Raw genomic sequence first — 16,497 nt, forward strand, 5'->3', positions numbered from 1 at the left:
TTACACCTTCTCTTTCACATTCTTACCAAGGATACCAGCTGGGCGGACAATCAAAATCAACAATAAGATTCCATAAACAATGGCATCACGGAAGTCTGACATCCCAAAGGCTGTCGCAAAGGTTTCCAATAGACCAATTACAAATCCACCGAGAGCTGCACCAGGAATAATTCCGATACCACCAAGTACTGCGGCAACGAAAGACTTAAGACCTGGAGTAACCCCCATCAAAGGCTCAAGAGAGTTATAATAGAGGGCAATCAGAACACCAGCTGCACCCGCAAGTGCTGAACCCAAAGCGAAGGTAAAGCTGATAGTACGGTTTACATTGATCCCCATCAATTGCGCTGCATCGCTATCTACGGATACCGCACGCATTGCTTTCCCCATCTTAGTCTTTTGAACAATAACTTGTAGCAAAATCATCAAAATCAAGGAAATGACCAAAATCATTAACTGTACATTCGTTAAGCTAATTGGTCCCAAATCATAGCGCACTGTTTGAATCGCTTGAGGGAAGGCACGAGTATTAGCACCAACCAGATAGACCATCCCATATTCTAATAGGAAGGAAACCCCAATAGCTGTAATCAAAACCGCAATACGAGTAGAGTGACGTAAAGGTCGGTAGGCAAGGAACTCAATCACGACACCAAGAATAGCTGTCGCTAGCATAGCTACAATAAGAGCTACAAAGAAATTCATTTGGAAAGAATTAATCAAGAAATAACCGATAAAGGCTCCCATCATATAAATATCACCATGGGCGAAGTTGATAAGCTTGATAATTCCGTAAACCATGGTATATCCTAGGGCTAATAGCGCGTATACACTACCTAGAATCAAACCATTTACTAGTTGTTGGAGCATAAGATTCACTCTTTCTATTTATAATTTTGAGGGTTTTCCCTCACTTTTTGATAGGTTCTTAAACACCGAAACAGGGAGTGAGTCAGAGGCTCATTCCCTATTTCAACATTTTTCTATTATGGTTTTACAACTTCTGCTGCTTCAACTTTACCATTGTTCATGGTCATCATGTAAGCAGTTTTGACTGTGTTATGGTCTGCATCGAAGCTTGTTTGACCAGTTACACCTTCAAAGTTTTTTGTTTTAGCAAGGTTATCCTTGATTTCACCAGAGTTTTTAGCACCTTTTGCAGCGTTTGCTACAAGGTGAACTGAGTCATAAGCCAAGGCTGCAAATGTTGAAGGTTCTTCATTGTACTTAGCACGGTAAGCATCAAGGAAGGCTTTGGCTTTAGCTGAAACTTCTACAGTAGTTGAGAAGCCTGAGATAAAGTAGATGTTTGATGCTCTTTCAGCAGTTGCTTGTTGTACAAACTCTTCACCGTTAAATCCATCACCACCAACGATTGGTTTGTCAATTCCCATACCACGCGCTTGGTTTACAATTTTACCAGCTTCAGTGTAGTAACCAGGAACAATGATAGCATCAAAGTCTTTCCCTTTCATTTTTGTAAGGGCTGCTTGGAAGTCTGTATCACCTGCTACGAAAGTTTCATCTGCAACGATTTCACCCTTGTATGACTCACGGAAAGATTTAGCGATACCTTTAGCATAGTCACTAGCATTGTCAGTGTAAAGAACGACTTTCTTAGCGTTTAATTTTTCAGAAACATAGTTTGAGATAATTTTTCCTTGGAAGCTATCTTGGAAAGTTCCGATAAAGAGATAATCTTGACCTTTAGTCAATCCATCTTGAGTCGCACTTGGCGAAATCAATGGAACACCTGCTTTTGTAGCGTTCGCTACCGCGGCTGCAGTTGCACCAGATGTCGCAGGTCCTACGATTGCTGATACTTTAGATTGGGTTACAAGGTTAGTTGTTACTGAAGCAGCCTCTGCTGTTTCAGACTTGTTATCTTTATCAACTACTTCGATTTGTTTTCCGTCGACACCACCTGCAGCATTGATTTCATCAACAGCAAGTTGTGCACCTTTTTGTTCAGATGTTCCGTAGGCAGCTACGGCACCAGTTTCTTCGAAGTTAAATCCGATTTTGATTGTCTTTTCATCTACTGAGTTACCAGCAGCGTTTGACGCTCCAGACTTCACTTCTCCACAGGCTGCAAGAAGTGCTACACTTGCAAGCGCCACAAACGATAGGGCAAATTTTTTCTTCATCTTTTTTGTCTCCTTATTTCTTAAATAAATAGCATGTTAAGAATATACCGAATTATCAGAAAATTGTCAACACTTTTCTTGATTTTTTTCAATGATAACGTTTTCCTCTCGGTAAAGATTACCAACAAAGGGGGTTTCCAGCTCTTGGATATGACAAACTCTGACTTTTTTTATAAACTTTTCCTTGCTCAAGCGCCCGACCAATTGCTCCACTTCTTGAGTTGGAACATAAAGTTGCAAGTAACGATGTTTTTTAGAATGGTAACAAATATCACCGTATTCCTGTAGTTTTTTTGCATCTCGATTGTAATAAAGATAGACAATTAATCCAGAGCGTTCTGCTTTTTCAAACATGATAAATCCTCTTTCTAAGAAATCTCTCCCTATTATATCAAAAAAAGCAAACCCAGTCGAGTTTGCCTTCTATCATCATTAGTTCAATGAATTGTTGGCCATGATTTCATCAATAAAGCCATATTCAAGTGTTTCTTGGGCACTCATCCAATTATCACGTTCTGCGTCTGCGTGGACTTTTTCGATTGACTGACCTGAATTTTCAGCCAAGATTTTTTCCAAAGTGTTACGAGTTTTAAGCAAGTGTTCTGCAGCGATAGCCATATCGGTTTGTTGGGTACCACCACCTGTTCCACCCATTGGTTGGTGAATCATGTATTCAGCATTTGGAAGCATGAAACGTTTGCCTTTTGCTCCACTTGATGCGATGACAGTACCCATAGATGCTGCCATACCCATAACGATGGTTTGGACATCCGCTTTGATAAAGTTCATGGTATCAACGATTGCCAAACCAGCTGAAACGGAACCACCAGGTGTATTGACATAAAGGTAAATATCTTTTGTACTATCTTGGGCATCCAAGAAAAGCAATTGGGCAATAACAGAGTTAGCCATGTTGTCTTCAACTGGACCAGTCAGCATAATGATGCGGTCTTTGAGAAGACGTGAGTAAATATCGTAGGAACGTTCTCCACGGCTTGTTTGTTCAATAACTACAGGAATCATTCATTTCTCCTTTTGAATTTTAATTTTGTTGGTCAAATGACTGAAGATAAGACTATTATAATATCTTGGTCAAAAAAGGTCAAATTTTGCTCTGTTTTCATCAGACAGAAACAAAAATTCAACCTCCTTTCACGATTGGAAATACTTTTCCAAGTCAATCTCTTTTTAATTTTATTTCGTACCGAACAAGCGGTCTCCAGCATCTCCAAGTCCTGGAACGATATAACCGTGTTCGTTCAAACGTTCATCCAAGGCTGCTGTAAAGATTTCTACATCTGGATGAGCTTCTTGAAGGGCTTTTACACCTTCTGGAGCAGATACGAGGCAGACAAATTTGATATTTGATGCGCCACGTTTTTTAAGGGAATCAACAGCCAAGATTGCTGAGCCACCTGTTGCCAACATTGGGTCTACGACAAAAATTTGACGTTGGTCAATATCTTCAGGCAATTTCACCAAGTACTCAACAGGTTGAAGCGTTTCTTCATCACGGTACATACCGATGTGGCCAACTTTAGCGGCTGGAACCAAGCTCAAAAGTCCATCAACCATCCCGATACCTGCACGCAAGATTGGAACGATGGCCAATTTCTTACCAGCCAATTGTTTTTGAACTGTTTTTGTAATTGGTGTTTCGATTTCCACATCTTCTAGTGGAAGATCACGAAGTACTTCATACCCCATCAACATTGCAATCTCATCTACTAGCTCACGGAAAGCTTTTGTAGAAGTATCTGTACGACGCAAGATTGACAATTTGTGTTGAATCAGTGGATGATTAATAACTTCAATTTTTCCCATTTTTGGAATTCCTTCTTTCAATTTATTCTTCTTATTATACCAAAAAACGGTTTAAAAATCTTTCTAAACCATTTGTTTTTGATAATTTTTACATTAAATCTGCCTCTTTAAGAGCTGCCTGTACTGTCTCAAGTGGTAGATGGGTCAATTCTGTCCCTTTTTCTTGATAAAGGTATTGGGCATAGTCGTCCATTCGGTACTGGTTGATGTAAACTACACGCTTGCAGCCGACCTGCAGCAATTGTTTGGTACAATTCAAACAAGGAAAATGGGTTACATAGGCCGTAAAACCTTTAGGAATACCACGCTCAGCACCTTGGAGAATGGCATTAACTTCAGCGTGAAGGGTACGAACACAGTGGCCTTCAATAACCAGACATTCGTGGTCAATACAATGCTCAGTCCCAGAAACTGAACCATTGTAACCAGTGGAAATAACCTTATTATCCTTTACCAGGATTGCGCCCACTTTGGCACGTTTACAAGTGGAACGATTGGCAATCAGTAGGGCTTGAGCTGCAAAATACTCATCCCAGGCTAGTCTTTTTTCAGTCATATCTCTTCTCCTTTTTCTCTATTTTTTAAAAAATGGTAACCGTAAGTCCGCAATTTTTTCAGCTGGTACCTTCATGCCGTCCTTGATCCATTTTAGGAGAACAGATACAATGGCTGAACTCCAGAAGGAATGAAGATAAGAGCTGACACCTTTTGATTTTCCATGGTATTTTTCTAGAAATTCCTGCATGGCTTGGACAAAGATTTTTTCCAGATGGTAATCCAAGGCCAGTTGAATCACTCTGGCTTCCTTTCTGGCCTCGCGGAAAAGGTGAACCCAGACCAGATAAAGATCTGTCTTTAAATCGTAATGATGCAGCTGTTCCATAATATTGTGGACAGTTCGTTTAAAGACACTCTCTAAAATTTCCTCTTTGGAATCATAATTACGATAAAAGGCCGCACGCGAAACGCCTGCACGTTTGACCAATTCAGAAATACTAATCTTGGTCAAGTCCTTTTTTTCCAAGAGCTGCAAGAGGGCTGTTTCAATAGCTTCTCTAGTTAATAAATTGGATTCTTGGTTTGATTTTCTGAGATTTTCAAGAGATTTTTCAGAGATTCTACGTTCAGACATAACATTTTCTTTCTACTTGTCACAACAGACGGATAAGGCTTTTGTTTCAAGGGCTTTCATGATATAATTGTAAAAAAAGACAGAACCTTTGTCAATGTATAAATGGCAAAGATGGAGAATTTCTATGACTTGGAAGATTATTGCTGACTCTGGTTGTGATTATCGTCAACTGGCAAAACCAGCTATTGACACGACCTTTGTAAGCGTCCCCTTAACCATTCAAGTAGCTGATCAGGTCTTTGTTGATGACGCCAATCTTGATATTAACCATATGATGGAAACCATGTATGCAACTGCAGAAGCTTCAAAATCAGCTTGTCCAAGCCCAGATGATTATTTACGAGCATTTGAAGGAGCCAAAAACATTTTCCTAGTAACCATCACAGGTACTCTTTCTGGTAGTCACAATAGTGCTCAACTGGCTAAGAATATTTATCTTGAAGACCATCCTGACACTAAGATTCATGTGATTGATAGTTTATCTGCTGGCGGTGAGGTTGACCTACTCGTAGAAAAATTAAATGACTTGATTGACCAGGGCTTATCTTTTGAAGAAGTGGTTGAAGCTATCACTGCCTATCAAGAAAAAACCAAGTTGCTCTTTGTTCTAGCCAAAGTCGATAACTTGGTAAAAAACGGCCGTTTGAGCAAGCTTATCGGTACAGTCGTTGGCCTTCTCAACATCCGTATGGTCGGAGAAGCTAGTGAAACTGGAACCCTTGAATTACTACAGAAAGCACGAGGGCCAAAGAAATCAGTTCAGGCAGCCTATGAAGAGTTAGTAAAAGCTGGATATGCTGGCGGCCGTATTGTCATGGCTCATCGCAGCAATGAAAAATTCTGTCAACAGCTCTTAGACCTAATCCGTGAAACCTTTCCACAAGCGGATATCAAAATTCTCCCAACCTCTGGTCTTTGCAGTTTCTATGCAGAAGATGGTGGCTTGCTGATGGGATATGAAATTGACTAATTACATTCTTGACAAGAGGTGACTTCATCTCTTGTTTTTTTGTGGTACAATAGAGCTATGAAACATTTTGATACTATTGTCATCGGTGGTGGACCTGCTGGTATGATGGCTACAATTTCCAGTAGCTTTTATGGGCAGAAAACCCTCCTCATCGAAAAAAATCGGAAACTTGGAAAAAACTAGCTGGGACTGGTGGGGGACGTTGCAATGTAACTAACAACGGAACTCTAGATGACCTGCTAGCTGGTATCCCTGGGAACGGACGCTTTCTTTACAGTGTCTTTTCCCAGTTTGATAACCATGATATCATTAACTTTTTTACAGATAATGGTGTTAAACTTAAGGTAGAAGACCACGGACGCGTCTTTCCTGCTAGTGACAAGTCTCGTACCATTATCGAATCTTTAGAAAAGAAAATCACTGAGTTAGGTGGTCAAGTTGCTACTCAAACCGAAATTGTTTCGGTTAAAAAGATAGACGATCAGTTTATCCTTAAATCAGCTGACCAAACCTTCACTTGTGATAAATTGATTGTCACGACTGGTGGAAAATCCTATCCTTCAACTGGATCTACTGGTTTTGGTCATGAGATTGCACGCCATTTCAAACATACTATTACAGACCTTGAAGCTGCTGAGAGTCCTTTATTGACAGAAATCCCTCACAAGGCCTTACAAGGGATTTCTCTAGACGATGTGACCCTCAGTTATGGTAAACATGTGATCACGCACGACCTCCTCTTTACCCACTTTGGATTGTCTGGTCCTGCTGCCCTACGCATGTCCAGCTTTGTCAAGGGTGGGGAGGTTCTCTCACTGGATGTCTTGCCTCAACTTTCTGAGAAGGACTTAGTTGCATTTCTAGAAGAGAATCGGGAAAAATCTCTAAAAAATGCCTTAAAAACTTTGCTTCCAGAACGCTTGGCAGAGTTTTTTGTGCAAGACTATCCTGAAAAAGTCAAACAATTGACTGAAAAGGAACGAGAACAACTTGTACAGTCCATTAAAGGACTTAAAATTCCTGTAACTGGTAAAATGTCATTGGCTAAATCCTTTGTTACCAAAGGTGGCGTCAGTCTTAAGGAAATCAATCCTAAAACTCTAGAAAGTAAGCTGGTCCCTGGACTCCACTTTGCAGGCGAAGTCATGGATATCAATGCCCACACGGGAGGCTTTAACATCACTTCAGCTCTCTGTACTGGTTGGGTGGCAGGCTCAAATCAAATATATAAATAATTGAATGACTAAAATACCAAATAAGAAAGGAAGTCCTTTGGAACATATTATTTTACTAAGAGGTGTTACTCCTAATGGAAAAAATGCTATCCCTAAAATGTCTTATCTAGTAGATATCTTAACAGAAGCTGGTTTTCAACAAGTTCGAACCTATATTCAAAGTGGGAATATCATTCTTGAAAGTGACTTAGATTTAGAAAAAATACGAGAACGTGTTCATACTCTAATAAATGAAAATATTGGTGCTGACTTAAAAATGGTAATCAAGAACAAAAGTGATTTTAAAAAAATTGTCCAAGAAAAACCGTTTGGAGAACACTATCTTTATGACCGTATACACGTGATTTTTTATCAAGAAGCTATTCAAAGTCTCCCTTTAGAAAAATTAAAAATGGATTACGGTGAAGAAGAAATTTGTATCGGTAACCATTGTCTTTACCTCTATCTCCCTAGAACTGCAAAACAAAAGAAACTCCATACCAACTATCTTGAAAAGCTGTTCGGCGTTGATCTGACCATGCGAAAGTTAAACGTGGTAGAAAAATTATTAAGCAAGTAGTACTTGAATTTATTAAAAATCGGAAGAATACTCCTCCGATTTTATTTTGTCTGAGTTTGGACATAGTAGGCAATGACATCTGATGTGTACTGGGCTGTTCCATCTCCAAATTTATCAATATTTTCCTTAAACTCTGGATTATAGACATAGCCTTTTCCAATATGACCAAAGACCTCGATAGAGCAGTCAAATCCATAAGTACGGATGGCTTGCAAGAGTTTGCCTGCTTCTTCTTGGTTTTCAGACGCTGTTATCGGTAGACCAGCTTGAAGATCTTGTGCCAATGTTTGAAAGACTTGATTGAAGGCAGCCGTAGCTTCGTCTTCGTGACCTTTTTGGCGCTCTAACGCTTGGTCCATCACTTCTTGTCCATACTTCTCTACCGCCTCTTGGTGGTATTTTTGATTGTCTTGGTAGTTAAATCCAGCGAATTTCTCTTGAATGCTCATTTCTCTTTCTCCTTTTTGTTCTTGAATGGTTTTTTGCAAGGTAGAAATCAAGCTATCCAGGTGTTGCCTTTCTCGAATCAAATACTCCAACTGCCTAGTCAAATGGGGCAATAAATCTGTCCTTTCTTCCTTTAATAGCTCTGCTATTTTTTCTAAAGAAAAACCTAGATATTTGTAATAAAGAATGACCTGAAGTCGCTCCAAATCCTCTTGACTGTAGGTTCGATACCCCTTTTCCGACTTTAAAGGAACCAAAAGTCCTATCTTATCGTAGTGGTGCAATGTTTTGACAGAGACACCCGAAAGCTGCGCAGCTTCTTTTATATGGTACATGATTTCCTCCTTACAATAATAGTATACCCCCTCCCCTTAGGTCAGAGTCAAGCGTTTTTGTGAGATTTTTTAAAATTTTTGAGAAAGTGTGAAAACTTGAAAATGGTTTTCTTGACAGACCTTAGAAAACATGATAGGATAGTCAAGTCTATCAATCAAAAGAAAAGCTCATCTTGAGTACTGATAAGGCTATTTGCCAAGGGCAGTAGCTTTTTCTTTTGTAACACTAATTTTAGGAGTTTAACTATGTCTGAAAAATCGCAATGGGGTTCTAAACTGGGCTTTATCCTAGCATCTGCTGGTTCAGCCATCGGACTTGGTGCCGTTTGGAAATTCCCCTACATGACTGCTGCTAACGGTGGAGGAGGCTTTTTATTAGTCTTTCTCATTTCCACTATTCTAATCGGTTTCCCTCTTTTACTGGCTGAATTTGCCCTAGGCCGTAGTGCTGGCGTCTCTGGGATTAAAACCTTTGGAAAACTAGGCAAGAATAGTAAGTACAACTTTATCGGTTGGATTGGTGCATTTGCCCTCTTTATCCTCTTATCTTTCTACAGTGTTATCGGGGGATGGATTCTGGTTTATCTGGGTATTGAGTTTGGGAAATTGTTCCAACTTGGCGGAACGGATGATTATGCTCAGTTATTTACTTCAATCATTTCAAATCCAGCCATTGCCCTAGGAGCTCAAGCAGCCTTTATCCTATTGAATATCTTCATTGTATCACGAGGTGTTCAGAAAGGGATTGAAAGAGCTTCTAAGGTTATGATGCCCCTGCTCTTTATTATCTTTGTCGTCATCATCGGGCGCTCTCTCAGTTTGCCAAATGCCATGGAAGGGGTTCTATACTTCCTCAAACCTGACTTTTCAAAATTGACTAGCGCTGGTCTCCTCTATGCTTTGGGCCAATCTTTCTTTGCCCTTTCTCTAGGAGTAACTGCCATGCTAACCTATGCTTCTTATCTCGATAAGAAAACCAATCTGGTCCAATCCGGTATTTCTATCGTAGCTATGAACATCTCGGTCTCTATTATGGCAGGTCTAGCCATTTTTCCAGCTATGTCAGCCTTTAATCTCCAGTCTGAAGGTGGCCCAAGTCTTCTCTTCATCGTTTTACCACAACTTTTTGATAAGATGCCATTTGGAGTTATCTTCTACATCCTCTTCCTCCTACTGTTCATCTTTGCAACGGTCACTTCTTCAGTTGTTATGTTGGAAATCAATGTGGGTAATATCACTGATCAGGATAACAGCAAACGTGCTAAATGGAGTGTAATTCTAGGAATGCTCACCTTCATTTTTGGAATCCCATCTGCTCTTTCCTACGGTATTATTGCTGATGTTCACATTTTGGGGAAGACCTTCTTTGACGCTATGGACTTCTTGGTTTCTAATCTCCTCATGCCATTTGGAGCTCTCTGCCTTTCACTCTTTACAGGCTACATCTTCAAAAAAGCTCTTGCTATGGAGGAACTCCATCTTGATGAAAGAGCATGGAAACAAGGACTTTTCCAAGTCTGGCTCTTCCTTCTTCGTTTCGTCATTCCCATCATCATCATCGTGGTCTTTATCGCCCAATTTATGTAGTCAAAAAGGACTTGAGTAGTGAACTCAGGCCCTTTCTTTTTTATGGATGACTAACAATCAATTCCAGACCTTGCCCTTCTAGGGTCCAAACTTCAACATCACTTGGTAGGATAAAGTGGCTACCTTTTTGGATTGGATAATTTTCCCCATCAACAGTCAGTTGACCTTGGCCAGCTAAGACGCTGAACAGGCTATAGTCAGCTGTCTTTTCGAAGTCAACTTTTCCAGTAATTTCCCACTTGTAAACTGCAAAGAAATCATTAGAGACAAGTAAAGTTGAGCGTAAATCATCTGCTTTGACAGTCACAGGACGGCTATTGGCAGGCTCGCCAATATTCAGAACATCGATAGATTTTTCAAGGTGAAGTTCACGCAAGTTGCCCTTGTCATCCTTGCGGTCAAAGTCATAGACACGGTAAGTTGTATCGCTAGACTGCTGGGTTTCAAGAATCAAGATGCCAGCCCCAATAGCATGCATGGTGCCACTTGGTACATAGAAGAAATCTCCAGCCTTAACAGGTACTTTTGTCAGCAAGGCATCCCAGTTCTTGTCCTCGATTTGCTGGCGGAGTTCTTCTTTGGATTTAGCATTGTGGCCATAGATAATCTCAGAACCTTCATCCGCTGCGATAATGTACCAGCACTCTGTTTTTCCGAGTTCGCCTTCATGCTCTAGTCCATAAGCATCGTCTGGATGAACTTGAACACTGAGCCAGTCGTTGGCATCCAGAATCTTAGTCAACAGCGGAAATACAGGCTCAGAACGGTTGCCGAACAATTCACGGTGTTCCGCATACAAAGTAGCTAGGTCTGTTCCCTCGTAGCGACCATTTACAACTTTAGAGACACCATTTGGATGGGCTGAGATGGCCCAGTATTCTCCGATTTTTTCACTTGGGATGTCGTAGCCAAACTCATCACGTAGCTTGCTACCACCCCAGATTCTTTCTTGCATAACTGATTGTAAAAATAATGGTTCTGACATGTTGATCTCCTATCTGATTTTTCTCCCCTCATTATAGCAAAAAAAGAGTTCGAATTGAACTCTTTTTAATATCTTATAAAGTAGGGAGAAAATTTTATAAAAATAGTGAACAAATCCCTTCTTATGCTATAACTTTTGTTGGCGATCAAAGTCTACTATGCCCTATTTCATACGATAAAAATCAATCACTAGACCAGCAGGGCCTTTAACTAATAAGGACTCTGTTCCCCAATCGGTTACAGTTGGTCCGTTTAAAACCTGGATACCAAGTTCTTTCAACCGTTGGTAATTCTGGTCTACATCCTCAACCTCGATATGAAGAATGATGCCTGACTGAAAGTTTTCCAAAGGAACCAAATGATTTTGGGACAGCATCAGACAGTGACTGCCAATCGTGAACTGAGCAAAACCATCATCAACATAATCTGACTTTTTATCCAAAATACGCTCCAAGTCAGCACAGACTTGAGAAACATCTGAAACGATAATATCTAATTGATTTAAATTCATTTACTATCCTCCATAAAATGTAAAAATGAATAGCACTTGTCAATCAATGGATAGACTGATTGATTGTCAGCAAGCCGTGATTAATAATTGCTGCAATATCTTCAAGACCATGCAAAATAAAACTTCCTATAATCAGTCCTATAATAATTGAACAGATAATCATGGTCATACAGATTAGATAAACATCCTTTTTTTGCATCTCTTTCCTCCTAACGAAATAAGAAAATCCACTTACTACAGCTATTTAAAAAATCTTTCTCCTTTTCATATCAGTTTTATTTTCTGCTGTTATATTTTTATTATAAGATTTTGAGAAAACGCTGTCAACTATTTATATAAAAAGATCGGATTGCTCCGATCTTTTTAAGTTCCACGAAGGAATTATTTAATTACGCGTGATTGCAAACCTTCTTCTTCCAAGAAGAGACGGAATGGTACGAGTTCTTCTGCTTCGTATTTTTCCTTGAAGGCTTTGATTGCTTCTTCTGAGTGAAGTTTTGGATCCAATTCAAGTACTTCTACTGGAAGTGGACGGTGTTGAGTGATGCGAGCATCGATAACAACAGTTTTACCTTCTTTGTTCAATTTAACAGCTTCTGCAACAACTGCATCGATATCTTCGATACGGTTTACTGTAAATCCAACAGCTCCTTGAGCTTCAGCAATTTTAGCGTAGTCAGCGTTTGTGAAGTCACAACCAAACAAGTGTTTGTTTGTGTCTTCGTATTTGTCCTTGATGAAGGCATATTTATCATTTGAGAAGACAACGTTGATAACTGGAAGATCGTATTGAACGTTTGTGATAACGTCTGGGTAGCACATGTTGAATGCTCCATCACCCATGATGTTCCATACTTGGCGATCTGGATTGTCTTTCTTAGCAGCGATACCACCAGGAAGGGCAATACCCATTGTCGCAAAGAGTGGAGATGTACGCCACATGTTCTTAGGTGTCATGTGAAGGTGACGAGTAGATGTTTGAGTAGTGTCACCTACGTCGATTGAGTAGATAGCGTCTTGATCAGCATGTTTGTTGATTGCATTGTAAACTTGGTACAATTGCAATTCACCCTCAGTTTTACCTTCGAGTTTGTTCATGTAATCACGCCAGTTTTGGTTATTCTTAACGTTTGCACGCCACCATGGAGTAGATTCAACTGGGTTTACTTTGTCAAGGATAGCTTTAGCTGCTTGACCTGCGTCACCAAGGATTGAAGCGTCAAGGGCATGACGTTTACCAAGTTTGTAAGGGTCGATATCGACTTGGATGAATTTTTCAGTGTTCTTGAATGCTTCGTAAACTTCAGCAAATGGGAAGTTTGAACCAAGGAAAAGAACTGTGTCTGCTTCAAAGACCACTTCGTTGGCTGGTTTCCAACCAACACGGTAAGCAGAACCTGTCAAACCTTCATAGTTCCATTCAAAGGCTTCAAAGTTTTTACCAGTTGTGATGATTGGTGCTTTGATTTTACGTGACAATTCAGTAATCACTTCACCAGCTTTAACACCACCGTAACCAGCATAGATAACTGGACGTTCAGCATTGTTCAAGATTTCAACAGCTTTGTTGATTTCAACTTCGTTCAAAGCAGGAGCGATGAATGAACGCTCGTATGAACCTGAACCGTAGTATGAGTTTTCGTCGATTTCTTGGAAACCGAAGTTTACTGGGATTTCAACAACAGCTGGACCTTTTTTAGAAACTGCAGCACGGCAAGCTTCGTCGATTACTTTTGGCAATTGCTCAGCGTAAGCTACACGTTTGTTGTATACAGCGATACCGTTGTACATTGGGTTTTGGTTCAATTCTTGGAAAGCATCCATGTTCAATTCGTTAACTGGACGTGATCCAAGGATTGCTAGGAATGGAGTGTTATCCATAGCTGCATCGTAAACACCGTTAATCAAGTGAGTCGCACCTGGACCACCTGAACCAACTGCAACCCCAATTGAGCCACCAAATTTAGCTTGCATAACCGCTGCAAGAGCACCTGTTTCTTCGTGGCGAACTTGCAAGAAGCGGATATCTTTGTCTTCAGCCAAAGCGTCCATCAATGAGCTGAGTGTTCCTGATGGGATACCGTAGATTGTGTCTACGCCCCATGTTTTCAATACATTAAGCATTGCTGCAGATGCAGTAATTTTCCCTTGAGTCATAATGATAACTCTCCTTCAAATATTTTTAAATCTACTAAAAAAGGTTTCATATAATTTTTGAAAACGTTTCAGTAAATTTTTACTCTACTAATTTATCACATTTCGTTCGACTTTTCTAAGAATCTGCTCAGAAGTTTCTATTCTCTATTACAGTACAGTTTGAAAACGGTTTTAGATTCTGTTTTATAATACTCAATGAAAATTAAAGAGCAAACTAGGAAACTAGCCGCAGGTTGCTCAAAACACTGTTTTGAGGTTGTGGATAGAACTGACGGAGTCAGTTACATATATCTACGGCAAGGAGACGTTGACGTGGTTTGAATTTGATTTTCGAAGAGTATAAAAAGCGAGCAAGCCCGCTTTTAATCTATTTTACTAAAGTTCAACAGAAGCGAACTAGTCAGAACAGATACAGAACTAAAGGCCATGGCTAGACCTGCCAGTTCTGGGTTGAGAGCCAGTCCAACACCTGAAAAGAGTCCTGCTGCTATCGGAATTCCGGCGACATTGTAGATAAAGGCCCAGAAAAGATTGAGCAGAATTCGATTAAAGGTTTTCTTACTCATGTCAAAGGCACGAACCACTCCTAGGAGGTTATTAGTTGTCAACACCAAATCTGCTGACTCGATGGCAATATCTGTTCCAGCTCCCATAGCAATTCCCACATCTGCTACACTGAGGGCAGGAGCATCATTGATACCATCACCAACAAAGGCTACTTTTCCAGCTGATTGTAGTTTATGGATTTCATGGGCTTTTTCTTCTGGCAAGACACCTGCAATGACCTCTTCGATTCCGATCTGATCGGCAATAGCACGCGCCACACCTGCATTGTCTCCTGTCAGCATGACTGTTTTAAGACCTCGTTTTTTTAACTGACTGATGGCAAGCTTAGCATTTTCCTTGGGAATATCTTGCAAAGCAAGCAAGCCTTTGATTTCATTATCGACAGCCAAGAACACAACTGTCTTAGCTTCTTTTTCCAGTTCTTCTAGTTTTTCTTGATAAGTGCTAGAAATGTTCATGCCATCCAGCATTTTAGCATTTCCAAGCAAAACTTGTTTTCCATTGATTTGCCCTGAGACACCTTTTCCGTGCAAGGCTTGGAAATTTTCAACAGTTTGAAACTCAAGTCCAGCTTCACTCGCTCGTTTCACAACGGCTTCAGCCAGTGGGTGTTGAGAAGCTTCTTCCAAGGAAGCTGCCAATCCAAGCACTTCTACTTCGTCGCCGATGATATCTGTGACCACAGGTTTCCCTTCAGTCAAAGTCCCTGTTTTATCAAAGACAATGGTTTGGACTTTCTGGATTTCCTGTAGAACCGTTCCATTTTTGAGGAGAACTCCCATCTTGGCACTGCGACCTGTCCCCACCATAAGGGCTGTCGGTGTTGCAAGTCCCAATGCACAAGGGCAGGCGATAATCAACACCGCCACTCCATAGAGAAGCGAAGACACAAAGCTCGCTCCAAGCACAACTACACTATCCCTGAGCAAGACGAACCAAACCCAAAAGGTCACAATCCCTAAAATGACAACTGCTGGGACAAAAATCCCTGAAATTTTATCCGTCAAGTCCTGAATCGGCGCACGACTTGTCTGAGCTTTCTTCACAAAATCCACAATCTGAGCCAAAACAGTCTCTGAACCAACTTTTTCTGCTCTAAAAACAAGTGTTCCACTATTATTGATGGTTGAACCAATAACGGTATCTCCAACTGTCTTGTCCACAGGCAGACTCTCACCTGTCACCATAGACTCATCAATACTAGAGATACCTTCTACTACGACCCCATCAACCGCAATCTTTTCACCGGGACGCACTCGAATCAGGTCACCTACCTTGACTTGGTCCAAGGGGACTTGAACATAGTTATCCTCACGCAAGACTTCTGCAGTTTTAGCCTGCAAGTCAAGTAATTTCTCCACAGCTTGGGAAGTATTTTTCCGCATTTTCTCCTCAAAAACGGCTCCCATAAGAACGAAGAAGAAGATAAATGCAGCACTTTCAAAGTAAACGGGGAGACCAGCGAAGAGGGCAACTAAGCTATAGAAATAGGCCACTAGGGTTCCCAGAGCAACCAAGGTATCCATGTTGGCATTGTGCTTTTTAAAACTAGCCCAAGCACTTTGGATATAAGGACCACCTGCTACTAGCATAATCGGTGTTGTGGCTAAAAAGGTTCCCCAACGCAGGACTTGGTGACTAATGCTACCTGTCGACATCCCAATCATGAGAATCACAAGAGGCACAGTAAAGATACTAGTAATCCAAAAACGCTGTAAAAGTGATAGAGATTTTCGAGTCTTCTCAACTACGGTATAACTTCCCTTTTGCATCTTCATGCCACAAGAAAATTCATGTTGACCTAATTCTTGAGGTGTAAAACGAATGACTTTCTCCTCATCTACGCCGATTGGTTCCAAGATTCCTTCTTCTTCAAAAAGAATTTCCTTATAACAGTTTGAAGATGTCACACGGTGAAAGGTGATCTCAGCAGGAACTCCTTTTTGCAGTTGAATGTGGGCTGGATGGTAGCCTTTGTCTGCCGTGATACGGATTTTTTGAACACCATTTTCAAGATTTGCTTTTATAATTTCAGTCATATC

16 protein-coding genes and 1 pseudogene are annotated in these 16,497 nt (G+C 40.5%); 4 read left to right on the top strand and 13 right to left on the bottom strand.

The genetic code is table 11. From position 1 onward, the window contains the following. The 7 genes from SK642_RS06385 to SK642_RS06415 form a co-directional block, all read right to left on the bottom strand. Positions 1–870, bottom strand: coding sequence for a branched-chain amino acid ABC transporter permease (locus SK642_RS06385; protein ID WP_033683951.1), 870 nt, complete (start codon positions 868–870; stop codon positions 1–3). A gap of 116 nt (positions 871–986) precedes the next feature. Beyond that, positions 987–2,147, bottom strand: a complete 1,161-nt coding sequence (locus SK642_RS06390) for an ABC transporter substrate-binding protein (RefSeq protein WP_033683952.1) — start codon at positions 2,145–2,147, stop codon at positions 987–989. Between the two features lie 66 nt (positions 2,148–2,213). Beyond that, positions 2,214–2,501 carry a YlbG family protein gene (locus SK642_RS06395; protein WP_033683953.1) on the bottom strand — a complete coding sequence of 96 codons (288 nt, stop codon included), beginning with the start codon at positions 2,499–2,501 and terminating at the stop codon, positions 2,214–2,216. 78 nt (positions 2,502–2,579) lie between these two features. Further along, on the bottom strand, positions 2,580–3,170 hold the full coding sequence (clpP, locus tag SK642_RS06400) for an ATP-dependent Clp protease proteolytic subunit ClpP (RefSeq protein ID WP_000613475.1): 591 nt from the start codon (positions 3,168–3,170) through the stop codon (positions 2,580–2,582). Between the two features lie 171 nt (positions 3,171–3,341). Further along, a complete protein-coding gene (upp, locus tag SK642_RS06405; RefSeq protein ID WP_000515974.1) occupies positions 3,342–3,971 on the bottom strand; it encodes a uracil phosphoribosyltransferase in 630 nt (209 codons plus the stop codon). Between the two features lie 88 nt (positions 3,972–4,059). Further along, positions 4,060–4,527 (bottom strand): deoxycytidylate deaminase, encoded by a 468-nt coding sequence (locus SK642_RS06410; protein WP_033683954.1) that lies wholly within the window; start codon positions 4,525–4,527, stop codon positions 4,060–4,062. Between the two features lie 18 nt (positions 4,528–4,545). After that, on the bottom strand, positions 4,546–5,103 hold the full coding sequence (locus SK642_RS06415; RefSeq protein WP_000004136.1) for a TetR/AcrR family transcriptional regulator: 558 nt from the start codon (positions 5,101–5,103) through the stop codon (positions 4,546–4,548). Between the two features lie 124 nt (positions 5,104–5,227). Here SK642_RS06415 and SK642_RS06420 point away from each other — a divergent pair, with 124 nt between their 5' ends. From SK642_RS06420 to SK642_RS06430, 3 genes and pseudogenes are all read left to right on the top strand, one after another. Next, positions 5,228–6,073, top strand: coding sequence for a DegV family protein (locus tag SK642_RS06420; protein WP_033683955.1), 846 nt, complete (start codon positions 5,228–5,230; stop codon positions 6,071–6,073). A gap of 57 nt (positions 6,074–6,130) precedes the next feature. Further along, positions 6,131–7,308, top strand: a pseudogene (locus SK642_RS06425) (NAD(P)/FAD-dependent oxidoreductase). 37 nt (positions 7,309–7,345) lie between these two features. Further along, positions 7,346–7,867: a DUF1697 domain-containing protein gene (locus tag SK642_RS06430; protein ID WP_033683956.1), complete on the top strand. Its 522-nt coding sequence runs from the start codon at positions 7,346–7,348 to the stop codon at positions 7,865–7,867. Positions 7,868–7,908: 41 nt separating this feature from the next. On the opposite strand, the gene SK642_RS06435 is transcribed toward SK642_RS06430, so the two are convergent. Continuing rightward, positions 7,909–8,649, bottom strand: a complete 741-nt coding sequence (locus SK642_RS06435; protein WP_033683959.1) for a MerR family transcriptional regulator — start codon at positions 8,647–8,649, stop codon at positions 7,909–7,911. Positions 8,650–8,895: 246 nt separating this feature from the next. Between SK642_RS06435 and SK642_RS06440 the strand changes: the two genes are divergently transcribed. Then, complete coding sequence (locus SK642_RS06440) at positions 8,896–10,236, top strand: sodium-dependent transporter (protein ID WP_033683961.1); 1,341 nt, start codon at positions 8,896–8,898, stop codon at positions 10,234–10,236. Between the two features lie 40 nt (positions 10,237–10,276). Here the strand turns inward: SK642_RS06440 and manA are convergent, their stop codons facing one another. The 5 genes from manA to SK642_RS06460 all read right to left on the bottom strand — a co-directional run bounded on the left by manA (position 10,277) and on the right by SK642_RS06460 (position 16,494). Continuing rightward, complete coding sequence (gene manA / locus SK642_RS06445) at positions 10,277–11,221, bottom strand: mannose-6-phosphate isomerase, class I (RefSeq protein WP_033683966.1); 945 nt, start codon at positions 11,219–11,221, stop codon at positions 10,277–10,279. A gap of 162 nt (positions 11,222–11,383) precedes the next feature. Continuing rightward, positions 11,384–11,731 carry a VOC family protein gene (locus SK642_RS06450; protein ID WP_033683968.1) on the bottom strand — a complete coding sequence of 116 codons (348 nt, stop codon included), beginning with the start codon at positions 11,729–11,731 and terminating at the stop codon, positions 11,384–11,386. A gap of 43 nt (positions 11,732–11,774) precedes the next feature. Continuing rightward, positions 11,775–11,930 (bottom strand): hypothetical protein, encoded by a 156-nt coding sequence (locus SK642_RS10760; protein ID WP_200872275.1) that lies wholly within the window; start codon positions 11,928–11,930, stop codon positions 11,775–11,777. A gap of 182 nt (positions 11,931–12,112) precedes the next feature. Next, positions 12,113–13,888, bottom strand: a complete 1,776-nt coding sequence (gene spxB, locus SK642_RS06455; RefSeq protein ID WP_033683969.1) for a pyruvate oxidase — start codon at positions 13,886–13,888, stop codon at positions 12,113–12,115. A 362-nt stretch (positions 13,889–14,250) separates the two neighbouring features. Beyond that, positions 14,251–16,494 (bottom strand): heavy metal translocating P-type ATPase, encoded by a 2,244-nt coding sequence (locus SK642_RS06460; protein ID WP_033683970.1) that lies wholly within the window; start codon positions 16,492–16,494, stop codon positions 14,251–14,253. Positions 16,495–16,497 lie beyond the last annotated feature (3 nt).

This window comes from Streptococcus mitis, assembly GCF_000722705.1.
In the GTDB taxonomy this organism is placed as follows: Bacteria; Bacillota; Bacilli; order Lactobacillales; family Streptococcaceae; genus Streptococcus; species Streptococcus mitis_P.